We start from the raw sequence: 18,891 nt of genomic DNA, 5'->3' as shown, positions 1-18,891 counted from the left end.
ATTGCGCTTCACCGCGACAAACACGTTCCGTAAGACGGTGCGGTTGCAGAGGTGTGTTTTATGCCATTCCAGCGCAGCGCTGGCATCAACGCCGCGCTGGAATGACACAAGGCCCTGCTTCCTGCCGCCCCCGGTCCTTGGCAGCCGCCTCATCTTGAACTGGCCGACTGCCATCACTCACCGGTTGCCCGGCGCGGCCACAAACGCAGCCGCCAAAAACAAAATGCCTGCATCAGCACGCTGACGCAGGCACTTTTCATCACGCGCAGTGCGTGATACCCGCCATTACTTACGCAGACCCAGCTTCGCAACCAGGGCGGTGTAACGGTCAGCGTCCTTGCTCTTGAGGTAGTCCAGCAGACGGCGACGACGGCTCACCATGCGGAGCAGGCCGCGACGGCTGTGGTGATCCTTCATGTGCGCCTTGAAGTGCGGCTGCAGTTCGTTGATGCGAGCGGTCAGCAGTGCAACTTGCACTTCCGGGCTACCCGTATCGTTGGCGCTGCGGCCGTTATCTTTGACGATGTCTTGCTTTTTGATGTCAGCGACGGACATTTTGATTCCTTTGACTTGCGGACACCGCAGCGCCTGGATAGCCGCCGTTGGTGCCGTGTTGAACAATGATCTTGCCGTTCCATCTACAACTGACCTGGACAGCAAGAGCGAGATTATAGCCTAGAACCCCACCCCAGCGACAGCCCCGCGTCGTTGCCCTCAATGGCGCGCCATCTTGCACGTCGTTGGCAGGGCTGTTTGAGCTTCCGAGATCACTTTCAACGTACGAAACCCGTAGCCGGAGCCCTCGATATCGAAAGGCACACCGGGCGTGCCCGTCCGCTCCATCTGCGTGACGACAAGGGGCTGGATGGCTTGATGATCCTCGGGCCGCAGCGTGATGCGGTGGAAGCCGTTGTCCAAAGAAGCGCCCTCCAGCGCACGTGCGACGGCGGCAGCTTCCGTGGTTCCCGCTGTGGTGATGGCCGCCGCCAGCATCTCCACCATCATCTGGTCACGCAGCAGCGGGTAGTCGTCGGCGGGGGCGGGATAGCGGGCGCGGAAGGCCTTGTAGAACGCGTCGGACTTGGCGCCGCCCAAATTCGGATGCCATTCCGCGACCGCCACCACACGGCCAACGCCTGCGTCGCCCATCGCACCTGGCGCCCCCAGCGAGTTGCCATAGAACGTGAAGAACCGCGCCTTCAGTCCGGCATCCCGTGCCGCCTTGACGAGCAGCGTCAAATCATTACCCCAGTTGCCGGTGATGACCGTATCCGCACCGGACGCGGCAATGCGCGCCACGTACGGCGCAAAATCCTTCACCTTGCCGATGGGGTGCAACACCTCACCAACGACTGCGACGTCCGGCCGCTTCTCGCTCAACTGCTGCCGCGCCAGTTGCGCCACCTGGCGGCCGAATGTGTAGTCCTGCCCGATCAGGTAGACCCTTTTGACGGCCTTGTCCGCGCGAATCACTTCCGTGAGCGCATGCATGCGCATGTCGGCCGATGCGTCAAAGCGGAAATGCCAGAAGCTGCATGCTTCGTTGGTCAGCGCAGGATCGACGGCGGCGTAGTTCAGAAAGAGCACGCGCGCGTCCGGATGACGTTCGTTGTAGCGCGAGATCGACGTCGACAACGCCGCCGCAGCCGCCGAACTGTTGCCCTGCAGCACAAAGCGGATGCCCGCATCCGTCGCGGCCTGCAACTGCAGCAACGACTCGTCGACACTGTTCTTGCTATCAAAGCGCACAAGGGCAAGCGGATGCATGCCATCGGGCAACTTCACACCACCGCGCGCATTCACACCTTCGATCGCCATGCGCAGATTGCGCTCGGCTGCCTCGCCCGCGTTGGCAAACGGGCCTGAAAGACCTTCAATCAGCGCCAGCCGGATCGGCGCGGCTTCGGGCTGGGCACCTGCTGTCCCACACAACCCAACGGCCGCCAGCGCGGCCACAAACCAACGAAACACCATGGCAAATCTCCGTGAAGCGCGGATGGTAAAGCGCCGCCGCGTGTCGACACAAGCCGGCGCAAATCACACGCCCTCCTACACTAAGGGCATTGGAGGAACCACTGTGAACATTCGATCGACACGGCAGTGCGCGGCGCTGCTCGCCGTGGCGCTGGCGTCAACAAGCGCGTGTACCGTATTGGCGCCCGTACAAACGGGCGAAGCACTGGTCGGCCAACCCGCTTCTGCAGTGGAGGCACGGTTTGGCACACCACCGGAACGGTATCCCCGCGCCGGTGGCGGCACGCGCTGGCTCTATCCGACGCAGCCTTATGGGCAATTCACCTATGCCGCTGATTTCGACGCAAGCGGCAAGCTCGTCTCGTTCCGGCAGATTCTGACCACGATGGACTTTGCGCAGATCCGCGTCGGGACCGCGACGCAGAATGACGTGCTGCAGACATTCGGCAAGCCAGAGGAGACCGCGTATTTCCGACTGATGGATCGGCAGGTGTGGTCCTACCGCTTCAAGCATGAAGGCGTGTGGCCCTCGCTGATGCACTTCTATTTCGACCGCGATGGCGTCGTACGGCTCACGCAGGTCAGCCCCGACCCCATGTACGACCACGACCACGATTCCAGCCGCTGAGCCAGCGTCAAACGCCAGAACGGCAACATCCACGCGAGGCCGATCGCCTGGCGTGGACCTTCGGGTCGGCGATGTCGTGGATCGCACAGACATCGCTCTCAAAGACGGCCGGCATGGTGCACGCTCCTGACGTGTCCGGTGCCGCCGCACCCGCTTCGCGTTCCGGTGGATAGCCGGGTGCGCGCTCAGTGGTGATCGTGTTGGGGTCTGGGCTGACTCCTGCCTGTGTTGATGAAACCCGCGATCAGATCTGCGGGTTGAGTTTTTCGCTGCTCTTGTCCTGCAGCTTGTTGAGCGCAGCAAGGTAAGCCTTGGCCGAAGCCGCAACGATGTCCGGATCAGTACCCACACCGTTGACGATGCGGCCCGACTTCGACAGCCGCACCGTCACTTCGCCCTGCGCCTGCGTGCCCGTCGTGATCGCGTTGACCGAATACAGCAGCTGCTCTGCCCCGCTGGCGACCTTGCTCTCAATCGCGTTCAGCGTGGCGTCGACCGGGCCATTGCCCTCCGCTTCGCCCGTCACTTCCTTGCCGTCCGCAACGAAGACGATGCGCGCGTGCGGACGTTCGCCAGTCTCCGAACGCTGGGCCAGCGACACGAAACGGAAGTGCTCGCCCTCGCTGTGCTGGGCCTCGTTCGAGACGATGGCAACGATGTCCTCGTCAAAGATCTCGGCCTTCTGATCGGCCAGCTCCTTGAAGCGGGTGAAGGCAGCGTTCAGCTCGGCTTCCGAATCCAGTTCAATGCCCAGTTCCTGCAGGCGCTGCTTGAACGCGTTGCGGCCCGAGAGCTTGCCCAGGACGATCTTATTGGCCGTCCAGCCCACGTCTTCGGCTCGCATGATTTCGTACGTGTCGCGCGCCTTGAGCACGCCATCCTGGTGGATGCCCGAAGCGTGCGCGAAAGCGTTGGCGCCCACGACGGCCTTGTTTGGCTGCACGACGAACCCGGTGATCTGCGAGACCAGCTTGGAAGCCGGCACGATCTGCGTGGTATCGACACCCACGTCGAGATTGAAGTAGTCGCGACGCGTCTTCACGGCCATCACCACCTCTTCGAGGCTGGTGTTGCCGGCGCGCTCGCCCAGGCCGTTGATCGTGCATTCAATCTGGCGTGCGCCGCCCAGTTTGACAGCGGCCAGGGAGTTGGCGACCGCCATGCCGAGGTCGTTATGGCAATGCACTGACCAGACCGCCTTGTCGGAATTGGGGATGCGCTCACGCACCGAACGGATCAGCGCGGCATAGCCCTCCGGCACCGCGTAGCCCACCGTATCCGGCAGATTGATGGTGGTGGCGCCTTCGGCGATCACGCCTTCCAGCACGCGGCAGAGGAAGTCCATGTCGGAGCGGCTGCCATCTTCCGGCGAGAATTCGATGTCGTCGGTGAACTGGCGGGCAAAACGCACCGCCAGGCGCGCCTGCTCGTACACCTGATCCGGCGACATGCGCAGCTTCTTCTCCATGTGCAGCGCCGATGTGGCGATGAACGTGTGGATGCGGAACTGCCCCGCCGGCTTGAGCGCCTCGGCAGCGCGGGAAATATCACGGTCGTTCGCGCGGGCGAGCGAGCAAATGCGCGAATCCTTGACCGACAGCGCAATCGCACGGATCGCTTCAAAGTCACCGTTTGAGCTTGCCGCAAAGCCAGCCTCGATCACGTCCACCTTGAGCCTCTCAAGCTGCTTGGCGATGCGGATCTTCTCGTCCTTGGTCATCGACGCCCCGGGGGACTGCTCGCCGTCGCGCAAGGTGGTATCGAAAATGATGAGTTTGTCGCTCATGGCGGCTCCTTGGTGGGTTGACGTTTTTGGCGTCAGTCTTAGTGGTGTCTCGAATGGTTTCTTGCGGCGCAGAATACAAAACGCCCCGGCGTGCATAGTTGCAGGCCGGGGCGCTGTGAATCCTGGTTCGCGAAAACTTGGCGGTTTCTGCTTGCCTAGTTTTGCGATTTCCTATGCGCGTGTCCCGACCTGACGACCTAGTAGGCCATCAATCGAGACTAGCGTAATCAGAATGGAAATCGGGCGCGAAAACATGCATTCGACTATAGACGAATTCAAAAATCGGCGCAAGCGCACATTGGTGCAGCGCATCCGTCACTCATGCGCATCATCTTGCGCCTGCTTCGGCAAGCGCGGGCTACCTTGTTGCCCATGCAGCGCACGCCAGCCCCACAGCAGGTAGCCCGATACCGCGTAACCAACAAACAGACCGAACAACGCGACCGGCGGATCGCTCGATATGACCACAAACAACACCAGCACCAGCACCATCACGCCGAACGGCACACGGTGACGAACGTCGAGCGCCTTGCCGCTGTAAAACGGCGCGTTCGACACCATCGACAGCCCTGCATACAGCGTCAGCCCGAAGGCCACCCACGGCATCCATAGTTCTTTGACCGGCAGTTTGTTGTCGATCGCGAGCCAGACGAAACCCGCGATGAGCGCCGCGGCTGCCGGACTCGGCATGCCCTGGAAGAAGCGTTTGTCGACCGACCCGATGTTCGTGTTGAATCGCGCCAGACGCAGTGCAGCGCCAGCGCAATACACGAACGCCGCGAGCCAGCCCCACTTGCCGAGATCGCGCAGGATCCATTCGTACATGACCAACGCGGGCGCCACGCCAAACGACACCATGTCCGACAGCGAGTCGTATTGCTCGCCGAACGCGCTTTGCGTGTTGGTGATACGAGCGACGCGGCCGTCCATGCCATCGAGGACCATCGCGGCGAAGATGGCGATGGCGGCGGTCTCGAAATTCAGGTTCATCGCCTGCACGATGGCGAAGAAGCCGGCGAACAGCGCAGCCGTCGTAAACGCGTTGGGCAGCAGATAGATGCCGCGGCGACGCGGACGCACGATCTCAAGATCGTCGTCATCCGGCCTCGGCTGGTTGTGCCGCAACGGACGCAGGTGCGTCACGTTGCCGGCGGTAAAACGCTTCTTGCGTCGGTTGAACGCGGGCATGGCGGCCTCCGGATCAGTCCAGCTCAGCAAGCACCGTAAGCGTGGCGGATACCTTTTCGCCGATGGTCACGCGCGGGCGCGCCGTCAGCGGCAGGTACACGTCAACACGCGAGCCAAAACGGATGAAGCCATAGCGCTGACCACGCGTGAGCGCTTCGCCTGCCTTCGTATAGCAAAGGATGCGCCGCGCGATCAATCCGGCCACCTGCACCGAAGTGACGAGCTGGCCATCAGCGCGGCGCAAAACGATGGCATTGCGCTCGTTCTCGAGCGACGCCTTGTCGAGGTCGGCATTGACGAACTTGCCCGGGAAGTACTGCACCTGCTGCACCGTGCCGTCGACCGGCGCGCGGTTCGAGTGCACGTTGAACACGTTCATGAACACGCTGATCTTCAGCGCGTCGCGATCCGCATACGGGTCACGTACCTGCTCGACTGCGACGATGCGACCGTCGGCCGGCGAAAGAATCGCATTGGCCTGCGTTGGCACGGCGCGCGCCGGATCGCGGAAAAACTGCAGCACAAACAGCGTCAGCACCCAGAAAGGCCAGGCCCAGCCGAAACCGGCGGCAGCCTGCACGATGAGCGTGACGATGAAAATCCCGCCCAGGTACGGCCAACCCTCGCGGGCGATGATGGGATGCGGATACGTGTTGTTCAAATCAGACCTCGACAGCGTCTTGAAGGAAATGCGGCATTCTAGCCGACACGGGGCTGCGCCAGCACTTGAAACAACGTTTGGCGCCCTCGAATCAGCACAAAAAAAGCCAGCCCGAAGGCTGGCTTTCTCGCACAAGATGCGAACGATCAGTTCTTCGACTGGTCGACCAGCTTGTTCTTGGCGATCCACGGCATCATCGCACGCAGCTTGGCACCGACCTGCTCGATCTGGTGCTCTTCGGTCAGGCGGCGGCGCGAGATCAGCGTCGGCTGGCCGGCCTTGTACTCCAGCAAGAAGCTCTTGGCGTATTCGCCGGTCTGGATGTCCTTCAGGCATTGCTTCATGGCCTTCTTGGTCTCATCCGTCACGACGCGCGGGCCGGTGACGTACTCACCGTATTCGGCGTTGTTCGAGATCGAGTAGTTCATGTTGGCGATGCCGCCTTCATAGATCAGGTCGACGATCAGCTTCAGCTCGTGCAGGCACTCGAAGTACGCCATTTCCGGCGCGTAACCGGCTTCCACCAGCGTCTCGAAACCAGCCTTAATCAGTTCGACCGTGCCGCCGCACAGCACAGCTTGCTCGCCGAACAGGTCGGTTTCGGTTTCTTCGCGGAAGTTGGTCTCGATGATACCGGCGCGGCCACCGCCGTTGGCAGTGGCGTACGACAGAGCGATATCACGTGCAGCGCCCGACTTGTCCTGGTGCACGGCGATCAGGTGCGGCACGCCGCCACCTTGCGTGTACGTGCCGCGCACGGTGTGGCCCGGCGCCTTCGGGGCGATCATGATGACGTCCAGGTCCGCGCGCGGGATCACGGCACCGTAGTGCACGTTGAAGCCGTGGGCGAACGCCAGTGCGGCGCCTTGCTTGATGTTGTTGTGCACTTCGTTCTTGTACACATCGGCGATCTGCTCGTCCGGCAGCAGGATCATGACAACGTCGGCTTCCTTCACCGCCTCAGCCACTTCCTTGACCTGCAGGCCAGCGTTAACGGCCTTGTTCCACGACGCGCCATTCTTGCGCAGGCCGACCGTCACCTTCACGCCCGAGTCGTTCAGGTTCAGGGCGTGGGCGTGGCCTTGCGAGCCATAGCCAACGATGGTGACGTTCTTGCCCTTGATCAGGGAGAGGTCGGCGTCCTTGTCGTAAAACACTTTCATGGTGATGTCCTAATTTTCAAATACTTCAATATCGATGGGGTCCGGCTGCAGCTACACGTTGGTGCACGCGCCGGCTCAAACCTTCAGAATGCGCTCGCCGCGGCCGATGCCCGAGCCGCCTGTGCGAACGGTCTCAAGAATGGCAGTGCGATCGATGGCATCGAGAAACGCGTCAAGCTTGCTGCCGTTACCGGTCAGCTCGATCGTGTAGGTCTTCTCGGTCACGTCGATGATGCGGCCACGGAAGATGTCCGCGGTACGCTTCATTTCCTCACGCTCCTTGCCGACCGCACGCACCTTCACGAGCATCAGCTCGCGCTCAATGTGCGCACCTTCGGTCAGGTCGACGACCTTGACGACCTCCACCAGGCGGTTCAGGTGCTTGGTGATCTGCTCGATGATGTCGTCCGAACCGGTCGTGACGATCGTCATGCGCGACAGCGAGGCATCTTCAGTCGGGGCGACCGTCAGCGTCTCGATGTTGTAGCCACGCGCCGAGAACAGGCCCACCACGCGCGACAGCGCGCCCGGCTCGTTTTCCAGCAGGACAGAAATAATGTGGCGCATTACAGATCCTCCGCGCCGAGCAGCATTTCAGAGATGCCCTTGCCAGCCTGGACCATCGGCCAGACGTTCTCAGTCGGGTCGGTCTGGAAGTCGAGGAACACGGTGCGATCCTTGAGTCGGAAGGCTTCGCGCAGGGCTGGCTCGACGTCAGACGTCTTCTCGATGCGCATGCCGACGTGACCATACGATTCGGCCAGCTTCACGAAGTCGGGCAGCGCCTGCATGTAGGAATGCGAGTAGCGGTTGTCGTACTCGATTTCCTGCCACTGGCGGACCATGCCGAGGTAACCGTTGTTGAGCGAGCAGATCTTCACCGGCGTGTCGTACTGCAGGCAGGTCGACAGTTCCTGGATACACATCTGGATCGAGCCCTCACCCGTAATGGTGACGACTTCCTTGTCCGGGAACGCCTTCTTGATACCCATCGCGTACGGCAGGCCGACACCCATCGTGCCCAGACCGCCGGAGTTGATCCAGCGGCGCGGCTCGTTGAACTTGTAGAATTGCGCGGCCCACATTTGATGCTGACCGACGTCGGAGCAGATGAAAGCGTCGCCGTTGGTCAGTTCCCAGATCTTCTCGACCACGTACTGCGGCTTGATGATCTCGGAGGTGCGGTCGTACTTCAGGCAGTCGACACTGCGCCACTGTTCGATCTGCTCCCACCACTTGGCCAGCGCCGTCTTGTTCGGCTTGGCTTCGCCAGACTGGATCTGGGCAATCATCTCCTGCAGCACGTCCTTGACGTTGCCGACGATAGGGATGTCGACCTTCACCCGCTTCGAAATGGAGGACGGATCGATGTCGATGTGGATGATCTTGCGCGGCTGCGAGGTGAAGTGCGCCGGGCTGCCGATCACGCGATCATCGAATCGCGCGCCAATGGCAATGAGAACGTCGCAGTTCTGCATCGCCATGTTGGCTTCGTACGTGCCGTGCATGCCAAGCATGCCCACGAACTGCTTGCTGGTGCCCGGGAATGCACCCAGGCCCATCAGCGTGTTCGTCACGGGGTAACCGGTCAGCGCAGCCAACTGGCGCAGCTCTTCGCTGGCCTCGGCGAGCACCACGCCGCCGCCCGAATAGATATACGGACGCTCAGCCTGCAGCAGCAGGCTCACTGCCTTCCGAATCTGCCCCGAATGCCCCTTGTTGACCGGGCTGTACGAGCGCATCTCGATGGTCTTCGGATACTCGTACTTGCAGAGCTCGCGCGAGACATCCTTGGGGATATCCACCACCACCGGACCCGGACGGCCCGTTGCGGCGATGTAGAACGCCTTCTTGATGGTTGAGGCGAGGTTGCGTACGTCCTTGACCAGGAAGTTGTGCTTGACGATCGGGCGGGTAATGCCGACGGTGTCGCACTCCTGGAAGGCGTCCTGGCCGATGGCGTGCGTCGGCACGTTGCCGGTGATGATCACCATCGGGATCGAATCCAGGTAAGCGGTGGCGATGCCCGTCACGGCATTGGTCACGCCCGGGCCGGACGTCACCAGGGCGACACCGACCTTGCCCGTGGCGCGCGCATAGCCGTCAGCCGCATGGACTGCCGCCTGTTCATGGCGCACCAGGATGTGTTCGATCTTGTTTTGCTTGTAGAACGCGTCGTAGATATAGAGCACCGCGCCGCCGGGGTAACCCCAGACGAACTCGACGCCCTCTGCCGCGAGCGCATTGACGAGGATGTCAGCCCCCATCATGTCGGCAGATGAACCGCTATTGGCGTGGGAAAATTCCGCGCTTGGCATATTCATGTCAGTCCTTTGCAATTTTCGGCAAAAAATTGTTTGGATGCTCTCTACCGGGCTTGTGGCGCGGATTTGAGCGGTGCGCGTCTGCATGGATGGTCCGCCTGATGGGCGTCCAGATGAGACAAACCACAGATATTGTGAACCGCGGATGATACTGCAATGCCGCATGGCGGTCCAGCGCCGGTGCGAATCCCCAAGTCAACGGGCCCGCTAGACAGACGGACTGTCCGTGGCGCCGCATTTTTGCTAGCATCGCAACATTTTTCACGGCCAACGCCGTTGACGCCACGCGGCGTGACCATCACATCTTGTGAATGTGAATTTTCGCGCGGCCGCCTCACAGGATTCGCACCCGCCGTTGTATGGCCTCTGAACAGGAACTGTCGGCCTTTCTCCTAAGCGTCGAGAAACGCGCCTTCAAGCAGGCGGTCTTCGCGGTGCGCGACGACGATGCCGCGCTCGATATCGTGCAGGACGCCATGATCAAGCTGGCCGAGAAATACGGCGACAAGCCCGGGGCCGAACTGCCCCTGCTGTTTCAGCGCATTCTGCAGAACACGATTCACGACTGGTTTCGCCGCACCAAGGTGCGCAACACATGGGTCAGCCTGTTCTCCAGCTTCCGCTCGGACGCCGAAGGCGACGACACCGATCCGCTTGAACTGATCGAAAGCGAAGCCGGCACCACAGCGGCAGAAAGTAGCGCCGACAAGGTCGAGCGTTCGCAGATGCTCGAGATTCTGGAACGCGAAATCGAGAAGCTCCCCACACGTCAACGGGAGGCGTTCCTGATGCGTTACTGGGAGGACATGGATGTTGCAGAGACGGCCCAGGCGATGGGCTGTTCCGAGGGCAGTGTAAAGACGCACTGCTCGCGGGCAACACACGCCCTGGCCCAAGCGCTGCGGGCGCGAGGGATCCGACTATGAACAAGGTAGAACTTCGAGAACGCCGTTTTGCGCATGCCGTCCGAACCGCTCTAAATGAGTCGGCAGGACAGTTGCCGCCCGACGTGCGCGACCGCCTCGCAGCGGCGCGCCGGATGGCGCTTGCGCAAAAAAAAGCGGAAGCGCCGAGCACGGTGCACTCGCCTGCCTTGGCGATGCCGGGAGGCGGTTCGGTATCCTTCGAGATGGAAGGCGAAGCACCGTCGCCGCTGCAACGTGCCGCAGCAGTCCTGCGCCGCCTTGGCCTGCTGTGGCCGACCATCGCGCTGGTGGCGGGGCTTGCAGGCATCTATCAGTGGCAACAGCAGCAACGCGTGGACGAACTCGCGGAGGTCGATGCCGCAATGCTGCTCGACGATCTCCCGCTGGCTGCTTACGCCGATCAAGGCTTCCATCAGTACCTCAAACACGATCAGTGAAAGGCTGATCGATGAGCAACTTCCTGCACACCCACGGCCAACCACCGCGAGGCGCAACGACCGCGCGCCTGCGCGCCGGCATCGTTGCGTTGATCGGCGCTGCCGGCCTGATGGCGGGACTTGCGGTCGGGCAGGTTCCGGCCGCTTCGGCACCCGCGGCGACGCCTGGCGTGACAGTCGGCGCGCCGGTTGGTTTGCCGACGCCGCCGGCGACCAACCCGCTGCCCGCCGTTCATCCGAACTGGGCCGAACTGACCATTGTCCAGCAGCGCATCTTCGCGCCTCTGGCGCCGGAGTGGAACGGCATGCCGGAATTGGCCCGCAAGAAGTGGCTGCAGATCGCTCAGGCGTATCCGAAGTACACGCCGGCTCAGCAGCAGCGCCTGCAAACGCGCATGGCGGATTGGGTCAAGCTCACGCCGGAGCAACGCCACCGCGCGCGTGAGAATTTCCAGACCACCAAGTCGCTGCCAGTGCAGAAGAAGAGCGAGGCCTGGCAGAGCTACCAGCAACTGACCGAAGAGCAGAAGAAGGCGCTGGTTGCCGCGGCCAAGGCGCAAAAGCACCCTTCCGCAGTGACGGCACTGCCGGGCGGCGCGGGCTTGGCGAAGGACGCGGCCAAATCGATTCATCACGGTGCGCGCACCAAGCCTGGCACGACCAAATCCGCGCCGACCAACAAGACGGCCGCCACCGCATCCACGCCGGCCGCAAAACCTGCGCCCGAACCTGCCGCTGCCGCACCTGCCCCCGCCAGCGCACCGCTCACGCCGGCGCACCCTGTTGCACCACCCGCGGCCACCGGTGGAGAATCGGGCAACCCGCCGCCCTCGACGGTGTTGGGCGGCTGAGGCCGGCAAACCCTTTGGCATAATCCGAACCACGTGCCGCTCGACCTCCGCGCCGGCACATGATGGATTGCGCTCACGGCGCTCACACTCTGTTCGATGGCCACCTCCGTTTCCACGTCTTCACCCGTTGCGGCGCCTGATCCGCTCGCAGCGCCCACGCTGCGCCGCCGTCTTGCCGCCATGCTGTACGAAGGCCTGCTGCTGTTTGGTGTGATGTTTGGCGCCACGGCCGTCTTTCTGCTGCTGCGCCTGATCGTGCCGCCCCTTGCGCGCACCGGCGATGTAGGGCTGCAGGTGTGGGGCTTTCTGTCGCTCGGTCTGTACTTCGTGTGGTTTTGGCGCAAGCGCGGCCAAACGCTTGCGATGCAGACATGGCGTATGCGCGTGGTCAACGCCGATGGGTCGCGTATTTCGCTGGGCCGTGCCATTGCACGCTATTTGCTGGCGTGGGTGTGGGTGGCTGCAGCGGTCGGCGTCATCCATCTGAGCGGCGCGTCGCGATGGACCGGTGCCGGTGTCGCTCTCGCATGCCTTCTGGTTTGGGGCGCGTTGGCGTGGTTCGATCCGCAGCGCCAGTTCCTGCACGATCGCCTGGCCGGCACGCGGCTGGTGCGTGACTGATCAGTTTCACATTCGGCGGCCACCTCGACTATGACGCACGCCGATCTTCCAGCCTCCCCTGTTCCTTTCGCCTCCCTGACCGCCGCCACTGTGCGCCGCATTGCCGTTGCGCTGCAATGTGCCGCGACGATCGCGGTCGGCTGGGCAGCGCATGACTGGGCGGGATGGCATTGGCCGGCCGCAACGTTGCTCGCGGGCGCGGCGCTGGTGCTGGGCTATCTTCTTTCGGTCGGATGGGCATTCCTGGTGTCGCTGACGAGCCTCGGTACGGCGATACCGGACGACCCCATGTGGGACCGCATGCCCGTGCCCTGCGAACAGCGCATCGGCGTCACTGGCTTCATCGCATGTTGGTTGCGCGAATGTGTATCCGTGGCGTGGATGTTCAACGTGCTGCAACCGTTCCGAGCACGCGCCGCGTTCGATACGCCGGCGGGTGATGGCAAGCGCGTGCCTGTGCTGATGATCCACGGCTATGGCTGCAACCACGCGGTGTGGCTGCCGATGCAGCAGCATCTGGCCGCCGCCGGACATCCGACCGACGCCATCGATCTCATGCCGTTGCTGGGCGACATCGACGACTACGCCCGGGACATGACGGCCGCTGTCGCGCGCCTGACGCGCATGCACGGCCGTGCGCCCGTTCTGCTCTGCCACAGCATGGGCGGGCTTGCCGCACGTGCGCTGCTGCGCCAGTCGCAGCCCTGCCCTGTCGCCCACGTCATTACGCTCGGCACGCCGCATCGGGGCACGGCAATGGCGCGCACGGGACGCGGCCACAATGTGCGCCAGATGGCTTGGGCGAGCCCTTGGCTGCGCCAGCTTGCAGCATCCGAAACGCCGGCCTCCCGAGCACGCATCACGTCGATTTTCTCGTGGCACGACTCCATCGTCGGCCCGGCTGGCGCATCCTGGCTGGAAGGCGCGCGACACATCCCGTTCGCGGGCATCGGCCATGTGTCGCTGTTATGCGACGCACGCGTGCGTGATGCCGTGCTGGCAGAACTCGCACGCATCGAAGGCGTCTCTGCGATCCCTTCTGCTTGAAACGCCCGCCCGGCGCGCTTCTTGGGCGTATGCCCTTCCATTACCGGCAACCGCGTCATGTGACGGTCATGTTTCTGACATGGCTTTTTCATGCAGCGATGGCGAAATCCGTCCAACGCAGCCTCTGTTGCCGACATGGTCCTGCCAAAACTGCCATCGCGCCCTGGTTTCCTCCGCCGCCTCGCGCAACGCTTTCGCGCTGCTCCCCTCACCGGTTCCGACTGGAACGCTCCACCGCCTCTGATGCAAATGGCCGCCGGGCTCGCCGCCGCGGGCGCGCTGGGCTCGGCTGTACCGGCCGGCCGCGGCGATGTCCGCGAGCACGAAGCACCCGCCGCCACGCCCGCCTCGACAGCGGCACCGGACCGCTCGGCTGACACGGACACTGACCCGCCCGCCGAAAAAATCCAGCGCTATCGCACGATCTGGCTGTCGGACATCCACCTCGGTACGCCAGGCTGCCAAGCTGACTATCTGCTCGACTTCCTCAAGCACCACGAGTCCGACACGCTGTACTTGGTCGGTGACATCGTCGACGGCTGGCAACTGCGCAAAGGCTGGTACTGGCCGCAGGCGCACAACGATGTGGTACAGAAAGTGCTGCGCCGCGCGCGCAAAGGCACGCGTGTGGTCTTCATCCCGGGCAACCACGATGAGATGGCGCGCCAGTTCCACGGCCTGAACTTTGGCGACATCGAAGTCGCTGAAGACGCGGTGCACGTGACCGCCACGGGCAAGCGCCTGTGGGTCGTGCACGGCGACCTGTTCGACGGCGTGATGCAGCACGCGCGCTGGCTGGCCTACGTGGGCGATTCGCTCTACACCTTCATCCTCGCGATGAACCGGCACTTCAACCGCATCCGTGTGCGACTGGGTTTTCCGTACTGGTCGCTGTCGCAATACCTGAAGCATCAGGTCAAGAACGCGGTGAACTTCATCAATTCGTTCGAGCGTGTGATGACGGACGAAGCGCGCCGCCGCGGCTGCGACGGCGTGGTCTGCGGGCATATCCACAAGGCCGAAATCCGCGAGATCGACGGCCAGCTTTACTGCAACGACGGCGACTGGGTGGAGAGCCTCTCTGCCTTGGTCGAAACCATGGAAGGCGAACTGCAGATCGTCTACTGGACGCATCTGCTCGATGCGCCGCGCACCTCCCGCCGCGCACGCCGTGCCGCTGCGGCCGCCGCCTGATGGAAGCCCCTATGACCAACACCAGCATCGACCTCGCCCAGCCCGCTGCGGCCCAACCTACCCCCCAAGGAGAGCCCGTGAAAGTCATGATCGTCACCGATGCCTGGGAACCGCAGGTCAACGGCGTCGTCCGCACCCTCACCCAGACGCGCCGCGAGCTGGAGGCCATGGGGCACATCGTCGACATGATCACGCCGCTGGAATTCAAGACGGTGCCGTGCCCGACATATCCGGAAATCCGCCTCTCGATCCTGCCGTCCAAGCGCGTGCGCGAGCGCATCGAAAAGTTCGCCCCGCAGGCCTTGCACATCGCCACCGAAGGCCCGCTGGGCCTGGCTGCACGCGCCTACGCGCTGCGCCATAAGCTGCCCTACACGACGGCATACCACACGCGCTTTCCGGAGTACGTGCAGGCGCGCTTCGGCATTCCGCTGGCGTGGACGTATCGCTTTCTGCGCTGGTTCCACAGCCCCGCGCAGGCCGTGATGGCGCCGACGCCCGTGGTGCTGAAAGACCTTGCTGACTACGGCATCACCAACGGCGTGCTGTGGACGCGCGGCGTGGATCTGGACATCTTCACCGCCCAGCGCAGCAACGTGCTCAATACGGCGCACCCCATCTTTCTGTACGTCGGACGTGTGGCCGTGGAAAAGAACGTCGAAGCCTTCCTGGAGCTGGATCTGCCGGGCTCCAAGTGGGTCGTCGGCGAAGGCCCCGCGCTCGCCGGGCTGAAAGCCAAGTACCCGAATGCCAGCTATCTCGGCGTGCTCAAGCAACCGGAACTGGCCAAGGTGTATGCCTCGGCCGATGTGTTCGTCTTCCCGAGCCGCACCGACACGTTCGGCTTGGTACTGCTGGAAGCACTTGCCAGCGGCCTGCCGGTGGCTGCGTACCCGGTGACGGGACCGATCGACGTGCTGGGCGATTCACCGGCCGGTGCGTTGCGCGAAGACCTGCGCGAAGCCTGCCTGGAAGCGTTGCGAATCGACCGCGCCACGGCGCGTGCGCATGCCGAGAAGTTCTCGTGGCGCGCTGCCTCCGAACAGTTTCTCGCACACCTGCGTCCGATGCCCGCTGCCTCCGCCGGCAACACGACGGCCGCCGAACCCTCCACCGCCGCGGGTGCCTGAGCCTTGCGTTCCATGAAGCCCACCACCCCGCCGGACAAGGGACTGGAAAATCCGCCCGCACCGCCCGCGGCCGGTGCGTACTCGCCGGCCGACAACCCGCATAAGGGTAATCGCGGCATCACGCGGGCGTGGTTTGCGCTCAAGAATTCCATCAGCGGCATCCGCTTCGCCATCGACGAGGAAAGCGCGTTCCGCCAGGAGTTGACGCTGTGCGCCATCCTGCTGCCATGCGCGTTCGTGATTCCCGCCACGGTGGTAGAGCGCATTATGATGCTCGGCACGCTGGTGCTGGTGCTGATCGTGGAACTGCTCAATTCGAGCGTGGAAGCGGCCGTTGACCGCATCTCGCTGGAGCAGCACGGGCTGTCCAAGCGCGCGAAGGATTTCGGCAGCGCGGCCGTCATGCTCGCCTTGCTGCTGTGCGTGGGAACTTGGGTGGCGATCGCCTGGCCGTGGGTGGCGTCGCTGTTGCATTAGGAACACCAGCGAAAAGCCGGCGACAACGTTTGGTAATGCCTGCCCCACAGCATGTGGGGGTCGTTGCACAAGCACGATCTCTTATAATCCGGGCACCAATACGCCACGGAGACAGGGCCACCGGCCTTGGCAGTTCAATGGAAACCAAGCAGCATTCCACCGGCCCGCGCCGCACGCGTGATCGCATCCTCGAAGTGTCGCTGCGCCTGTTCAACGAACTGGGCGAGCCCAACGTCACCACCACGACGATCGCCGAAGAGCTGGAGATCAGCCCGGGCAACCTGTACTACCACTTCCGCAACAAGGACGACATCATCAACTCGATCTTCGTGCAGTTCGAGCAGGAGATCGCCCGTCGCCTGAAGCTGCCGGATGACCACAAGGCCACGCTGGACGAAACGTGGGGCTACCTGCAGTACATGTCTGAGTTCCTGTGGAACTACCGCTTCCTGTACCGCGACATCAACGATCTGCTCGCGCGCAACCGCATGCTCGAGCTGAACTTCAAGCGCATCGTCGAGCAGAAGCGCCACTTCGCCATGGACATCTGCCACCAGTTCATCGAAGACGGCGAGATGGAAGCCACAGCCGAGCAGGTCGACGTCATCTGCACCAATATCGTCGTGATTGCCACCTACTGGCTGTCGTTCCAGTTCGTGCAGCACCCGCGCCAGTACAACGACCAGAACGCGATTCGTGACCACCTGCACGGCGCGAGCTACCACATCCTGTCGATCCTCGCGCCTTACCTGCGCGGCAAGCCCCGGCGGGCGTTTGATTTGCTAGCGGTGAGCCGCAGCAACGATCCGCCCATCGGCGCCCCGGGCACCCCCAGCAACAACACCCCTGCTCAATGAAATCGATCTGCGTCTATTGCGGTTCCAGCCCGGGCGAGCGCCCGGAATACAAAGCCAACGCAATCGCGCTGGGCAACGAGATGGTCAAGCGCGGCCTCACGCTCGTCTACGGCGGCGGCAACGTCGGGCTAATGGGCGTGGTGGCCGACGCAGTGCTGCACGGCGGCAGCCCGGTCATCGGCATCATCCCGAAATCGCTGGTGCGCAAGGAGGTCGGGCATAAGGAGCTGACCGAACTCCACATCGTCGACAGCATGCATCAGCGCAAGCAGATGATGGCCGATCGCGCCGATGCCTTCATCGCCATGCCCGGCGGCGTCGGCACCTACGAAGAGCTGTTCGAGACCTTCACGTGGCTGCAGCTCGGCTATCACAACAAGCCGATCGGCCTGCTGAACGTGGCGGGTTTCTACGACAAGCTGCTGGCCTTCATCGACCATGCCGTGGACGAAGGCTTCCTCAAGCGTCACCACGCTGACCTGCTGCACGTGAGCGACGACCCCGCCGCGTTGATCGACATGCTGGCGCGTGCGCCGCGCGAGACGGTCGACAAATGGTCGGAGCGCCGCCAGCGCACGTAAGCCCCGCCAGGGCTAAAACGACGACCCTGGCTGCTTCAGAAACTCCACTTCCTCGGGCGTGGAAACGCGCCCGAGCGCTTTGTTGCGATGCGGAAAGCGCCCGAAGCGCGCCACGATCTCGCGGTGCTTCTCTGCCCAGAAGAGCGGGTCCGCATCGCCTTCCTGATCGCGCAGGCGTGTGTAGAGGCGAATCGATTCGTCCTGCGCAGACAGCGCCTCGCTGTGCTCGAACGGCAGGTAGCAGAACACACGGTGATGGCGCGTCGGCAATCGCGCATCCCAACCCGCGGCCACAACGATTTGCGCGGTGTGCAACGCAGCCGCATCGCTGGCAAACGCGCGCGCGGTGGCGCGAAACATGTTGCGCGGAAACTGGTCGAGTACGACGATGCGCGCGATGGCTTCGAGCGGCGTATCCATCCAGGTGTCGGCGTCACCCGTGGAAAGCGCTTCCCACAGCGGCAGGAAACGGGCGCGGATCTCGGCATCGAACGCGTCGGACTTGGTGAACCACTCCGGCCGTGCATCGATCAGCGGCGCGTTGCCGAACCAGAACGCGAGCACGTCGTCTGCCGTGGGCAAACCGATCATCGGGGTCTCCTCGAATATGTTCTTGTAGGGTGCGCTTTCGCGCGGCACCTTAGCGTTGCACGTTCCGCATCCAGTCGGCGGTCTGCCAGAACGCCTGCATCAGGCGCATCTGCAGGGCTTCGTCCAGGCCGATGTCTTGCATGGCGAGGGCCATGCAGCGCATCCATTGATCACGCTCCTGCGTGCCGATCTCGAACGGCATATGGCGCGCACGCAGGCGCGGGTGGCCAAAGCGCTCGATGAAATGATTCGGGCCGCCCAGCCAGCCGCACAAAAACCAGAACAGCTTGTTCCGCGATCCATCCAGGCTTTGCGGATGCAGCGCGCGCAGCACGGCAAACTCGGGCTCCAGATCCATGAGGTCGTAGAAGCGGTCGACGAGTTCGCGCACACGCGCTTCGCCGCCAATCAGGTCAAACGCCAGGGTCTCCTGGCCGGAAGTTGCGTCAGTCATA

General features: G+C 63.1%; 21 protein-coding genes. 11 read left to right on the top strand and 10 right to left on the bottom strand.

The window, feature by feature from the left end; genetic code table 11:
- Window positions 1–285: 285 nt before the first annotated feature.
- Both rpsO and AAHM38_RS13560 read right to left on the bottom strand, forming a co-directional pair.
- On the bottom strand, window positions 286–555 hold the full coding sequence (rpsO, locus tag AAHM38_RS13565; protein WP_012436069.1) for a 30S ribosomal protein S15: 270 nt from the start codon (window positions 553–555) through the stop codon (window positions 286–288).
- A gap of 159 nt (window positions 556–714) precedes the next feature.
- Window positions 715–1,974 (bottom strand): branched-chain amino acid ABC transporter substrate-binding protein, encoded by a 1,260-nt coding sequence (locus AAHM38_RS13560; RefSeq protein ID WP_116576527.1) that lies wholly within the window; start codon window positions 1,972–1,974, stop codon window positions 715–717.
- Window positions 1,975–1,996: 22 nt separating this feature from the next.
- On the opposite strand from AAHM38_RS13560, the gene AAHM38_RS13555 reads away from it, so the two are divergent.
- Window positions 1,997–2,602: a membrane protein gene (locus AAHM38_RS13555; protein WP_009241070.1), complete on the top strand. Its 606-nt coding sequence runs from the start codon at window positions 1,997–1,999 to the stop codon at window positions 2,600–2,602.
- 244 nt (window positions 2,603–2,846) lie between these two features.
- Here the strand turns inward: AAHM38_RS13555 and AAHM38_RS13550 are convergent, their stop codons facing one another.
- The 6 genes from AAHM38_RS13550 to AAHM38_RS13525 form a co-directional block, all read right to left on the bottom strand.
- On the bottom strand, window positions 2,847–4,388 hold the full coding sequence (locus AAHM38_RS13550; RefSeq protein WP_116576528.1) for a 2-isopropylmalate synthase: 1,542 nt from the start codon (window positions 4,386–4,388) through the stop codon (window positions 2,847–2,849).
- Between the two features lie 315 nt (window positions 4,389–4,703).
- Window positions 4,704–5,576: a CDP-diacylglycerol--serine O-phosphatidyltransferase gene (gene pssA, locus AAHM38_RS13545; protein ID WP_116576529.1), complete on the bottom strand. Its 873-nt coding sequence runs from the start codon at window positions 5,574–5,576 to the stop codon at window positions 4,704–4,706.
- Window positions 5,577–5,589: 13 nt separating this feature from the next.
- Window positions 5,590–6,237: a phosphatidylserine decarboxylase gene (locus AAHM38_RS13540; protein ID WP_009241073.1), complete on the bottom strand. Its 648-nt coding sequence runs from the start codon at window positions 6,235–6,237 to the stop codon at window positions 5,590–5,592.
- Window positions 6,238–6,383: 146 nt separating this feature from the next.
- Window positions 6,384–7,400, bottom strand: coding sequence for a ketol-acid reductoisomerase (gene ilvC, locus AAHM38_RS13535; protein ID WP_012762314.1), 1,017 nt, complete (start codon window positions 7,398–7,400; stop codon window positions 6,384–6,386).
- Window positions 7,401–7,475: 75 nt separating this feature from the next.
- Entirely contained in the window at window positions 7,476–7,967 is a 492-nt protein-coding gene (gene ilvN, locus AAHM38_RS13530) for an acetolactate synthase small subunit (RefSeq protein WP_004630835.1), read from the bottom strand.
- Window positions 7,967–9,724 (bottom strand): acetolactate synthase 3 catalytic subunit, encoded by a 1,758-nt coding sequence (locus AAHM38_RS13525; protein WP_027681021.1) that lies wholly within the window; start codon window positions 9,722–9,724, stop codon window positions 7,967–7,969. Before AAHM38_RS13525 ends, ilvN begins: the two co-directional genes overlap by 1 nt.
- Before the next feature lie 359 nt (window positions 9,725–10,083).
- On the opposite strand from AAHM38_RS13525, the gene AAHM38_RS13520 reads away from it, so the two are divergent.
- From AAHM38_RS13520 to AAHM38_RS13475, 10 genes are all read left to right on the top strand, one after another.
- Window positions 10,084–10,650: an RNA polymerase sigma factor gene (locus AAHM38_RS13520; RefSeq protein WP_004630839.1), complete on the top strand. Its 567-nt coding sequence runs from the start codon at window positions 10,084–10,086 to the stop codon at window positions 10,648–10,650.
- A complete protein-coding gene (locus AAHM38_RS13515) occupies window positions 10,647–11,087 on the top strand; it encodes a DUF3619 family protein (RefSeq protein WP_009241076.1) in 441 nt (146 codons plus the stop codon). Before AAHM38_RS13520 ends, AAHM38_RS13515 begins: the two co-directional genes overlap by 4 nt.
- 11 nt (window positions 11,088–11,098) lie before the next feature.
- A complete protein-coding gene (locus AAHM38_RS13510; protein WP_116576530.1) occupies window positions 11,099–11,938 on the top strand; it encodes a DUF3106 domain-containing protein in 840 nt (279 codons plus the stop codon).
- A 96-nt stretch (window positions 11,939–12,034) separates the two neighbouring features.
- On the top strand, window positions 12,035–12,559 hold the full coding sequence (locus tag AAHM38_RS13505) for an RDD family protein (protein ID WP_009277486.1): 525 nt from the start codon (window positions 12,035–12,037) through the stop codon (window positions 12,557–12,559).
- 30 nt (window positions 12,560–12,589) lie between these two features.
- A complete protein-coding gene (locus AAHM38_RS13500) occupies window positions 12,590–13,606 on the top strand; it encodes an alpha/beta fold hydrolase (protein ID WP_012762319.1) in 1,017 nt (338 codons plus the stop codon).
- Window positions 13,607–13,849: 243 nt separating this feature from the next.
- Window positions 13,850–14,800: a UDP-2,3-diacylglucosamine diphosphatase gene (locus AAHM38_RS13495; RefSeq protein WP_012762320.1), complete on the top strand. Its 951-nt coding sequence runs from the start codon at window positions 13,850–13,852 to the stop codon at window positions 14,798–14,800.
- An 86-nt stretch (window positions 14,801–14,886) separates the two neighbouring features.
- Complete coding sequence (locus AAHM38_RS13490) at window positions 14,887–15,930, top strand: glycosyltransferase family 4 protein (protein ID WP_154207209.1); 1,044 nt, start codon at window positions 14,887–14,889, stop codon at window positions 15,928–15,930.
- 12 nt (window positions 15,931–15,942) lie between these two features.
- Window positions 15,943–16,407 carry a diacylglycerol kinase gene (locus AAHM38_RS13485; protein ID WP_116576531.1) on the top strand — a complete coding sequence of 155 codons (465 nt, stop codon included), beginning with the start codon at window positions 15,943–15,945 and terminating at the stop codon, window positions 16,405–16,407.
- A 137-nt stretch (window positions 16,408–16,544) separates the two neighbouring features.
- Window positions 16,545–17,264: a TetR/AcrR family transcriptional regulator gene (locus tag AAHM38_RS13480; protein ID WP_012762322.1), complete on the top strand. Its 720-nt coding sequence runs from the start codon at window positions 16,545–16,547 to the stop codon at window positions 17,262–17,264.
- Window positions 17,261–17,845, top strand: a complete 585-nt coding sequence (locus tag AAHM38_RS13475; RefSeq protein ID WP_116576532.1) for an LOG family protein — start codon at window positions 17,261–17,263, stop codon at window positions 17,843–17,845. The genes AAHM38_RS13480 and AAHM38_RS13475 overlap by 4 nt, the downstream gene beginning before the upstream one ends.
- A 12-nt stretch (window positions 17,846–17,857) precedes the next feature.
- On the opposite strand, the gene AAHM38_RS13470 is transcribed toward AAHM38_RS13475, so the two are convergent.
- Both AAHM38_RS13470 and AAHM38_RS13465 read right to left on the bottom strand, forming a co-directional pair.
- On the bottom strand, window positions 17,858–18,436 hold the full coding sequence (locus tag AAHM38_RS13470; RefSeq protein ID WP_116576533.1) for a DUF924 family protein: 579 nt from the start codon (window positions 18,434–18,436) through the stop codon (window positions 17,858–17,860).
- Between the two features lie 49 nt (window positions 18,437–18,485).
- Window positions 18,486–18,890 (bottom strand): group II truncated hemoglobin, encoded by a 405-nt coding sequence (locus AAHM38_RS13465; protein ID WP_116576534.1) that lies wholly within the window; start codon window positions 18,888–18,890, stop codon window positions 18,486–18,488.
- Window position 18,891: the final 1 nt, after the last annotated feature.

Source organism: Ralstonia sp. OTU4908 (assembly GCF_038440115.1).
GTDB lineage: Bacteria > Pseudomonadota > Gammaproteobacteria > Burkholderiales > Burkholderiaceae > Ralstonia > Ralstonia pickettii.
The sequence above is the reverse complement of the archived record's forward strand: the minus strand, read 5'-3'. Positions and strand labels throughout refer to the sequence as shown.

Bases quoted from the DNA above. Each gene is read 5' to 3' on its own strand.
- AAHM38_RS13510 (WP_116576530.1), top strand. From the start codon at position 11,099: ATGAGCAACTTCCTGCACACCCACGGCCAACCACCGCGAGGCGCAACG.
- AAHM38_RS13490 (WP_154207209.1), top strand. From the start codon at position 14,887: ATGATCGTCACCGATGCCTGGGAACCGCAGGTCAACGGCGTCGTCCGC.
- ilvN (WP_004630835.1), bottom strand. From the start codon at position 7,967: ATGCGCCACATTATTTCTGTCCTGCTGGAAAACGAGCCGGGCGCGCTG.
- AAHM38_RS13475 (WP_116576532.1), top strand. From the start codon at position 17,261: ATGAAATCGATCTGCGTCTATTGCGGTTCCAGCCCGGGCGAGCGCCCG.
- AAHM38_RS13495 (WP_012762320.1), top strand. From the start codon at position 13,850: ATGCAAATGGCCGCCGGGCTCGCCGCCGCGGGCGCGCTGGGCTCGGCT.
- AAHM38_RS13505 (WP_009277486.1), top strand. From the start codon at position 12,035: ATGGCCACCTCCGTTTCCACGTCTTCACCCGTTGCGGCGCCTGATCCG.
- AAHM38_RS13525 (WP_027681021.1), bottom strand. From the start codon at position 9,724: ATGAATATGCCAAGCGCGGAATTTTCCCACGCCAATAGCGGTTCATCT.
- AAHM38_RS13485 (WP_116576531.1), top strand. From the start codon at position 15,943: ATGAAGCCCACCACCCCGCCGGACAAGGGACTGGAAAATCCGCCCGCA.
- AAHM38_RS13555 (WP_009241070.1), top strand. From the start codon at position 1,997: ATGGTAAAGCGCCGCCGCGTGTCGACACAAGCCGGCGCAAATCACACG.
- pssA (WP_116576529.1), bottom strand. From the start codon at position 5,576: ATGCCCGCGTTCAACCGACGCAAGAAGCGTTTTACCGCCGGCAACGTG.
- AAHM38_RS13465 (WP_116576534.1), bottom strand. From the start codon at position 18,890: ATGACTGACGCAACTTCCGGCCAGGAGACCCTGGCGTTTGACCTGATT.
- AAHM38_RS13515 (WP_009241076.1), top strand. From the start codon at position 10,647: ATGAACAAGGTAGAACTTCGAGAACGCCGTTTTGCGCATGCCGTCCGA.
- AAHM38_RS13480 (WP_012762322.1), top strand. From the start codon at position 16,545: ATGGAAACCAAGCAGCATTCCACCGGCCCGCGCCGCACGCGTGATCGC.
- AAHM38_RS13470 (WP_116576533.1), bottom strand. From the start codon at position 18,436: ATGATCGGTTTGCCCACGGCAGACGACGTGCTCGCGTTCTGGTTCGGC.
- AAHM38_RS13520 (WP_004630839.1), top strand. From the start codon at position 10,084: ATGGCCTCTGAACAGGAACTGTCGGCCTTTCTCCTAAGCGTCGAGAAA.
- AAHM38_RS13560 (WP_116576527.1), bottom strand. From the start codon at position 1,974: ATGGTGTTTCGTTGGTTTGTGGCCGCGCTGGCGGCCGTTGGGTTGTGT.
- ilvC (WP_012762314.1), bottom strand. From the start codon at position 7,400: ATGAAAGTGTTTTACGACAAGGACGCCGACCTCTCCCTGATCAAGGGC.
- AAHM38_RS13550 (WP_116576528.1), bottom strand. From the start codon at position 4,388: ATGAGCGACAAACTCATCATTTTCGATACCACCTTGCGCGACGGCGAG.
- rpsO (WP_012436069.1), bottom strand. From the start codon at position 555: ATGTCCGTCGCTGACATCAAAAAGCAAGACATCGTCAAAGATAACGGC.
- AAHM38_RS13500 (WP_012762319.1), top strand. From the start codon at position 12,590: ATGACGCACGCCGATCTTCCAGCCTCCCCTGTTCCTTTCGCCTCCCTG.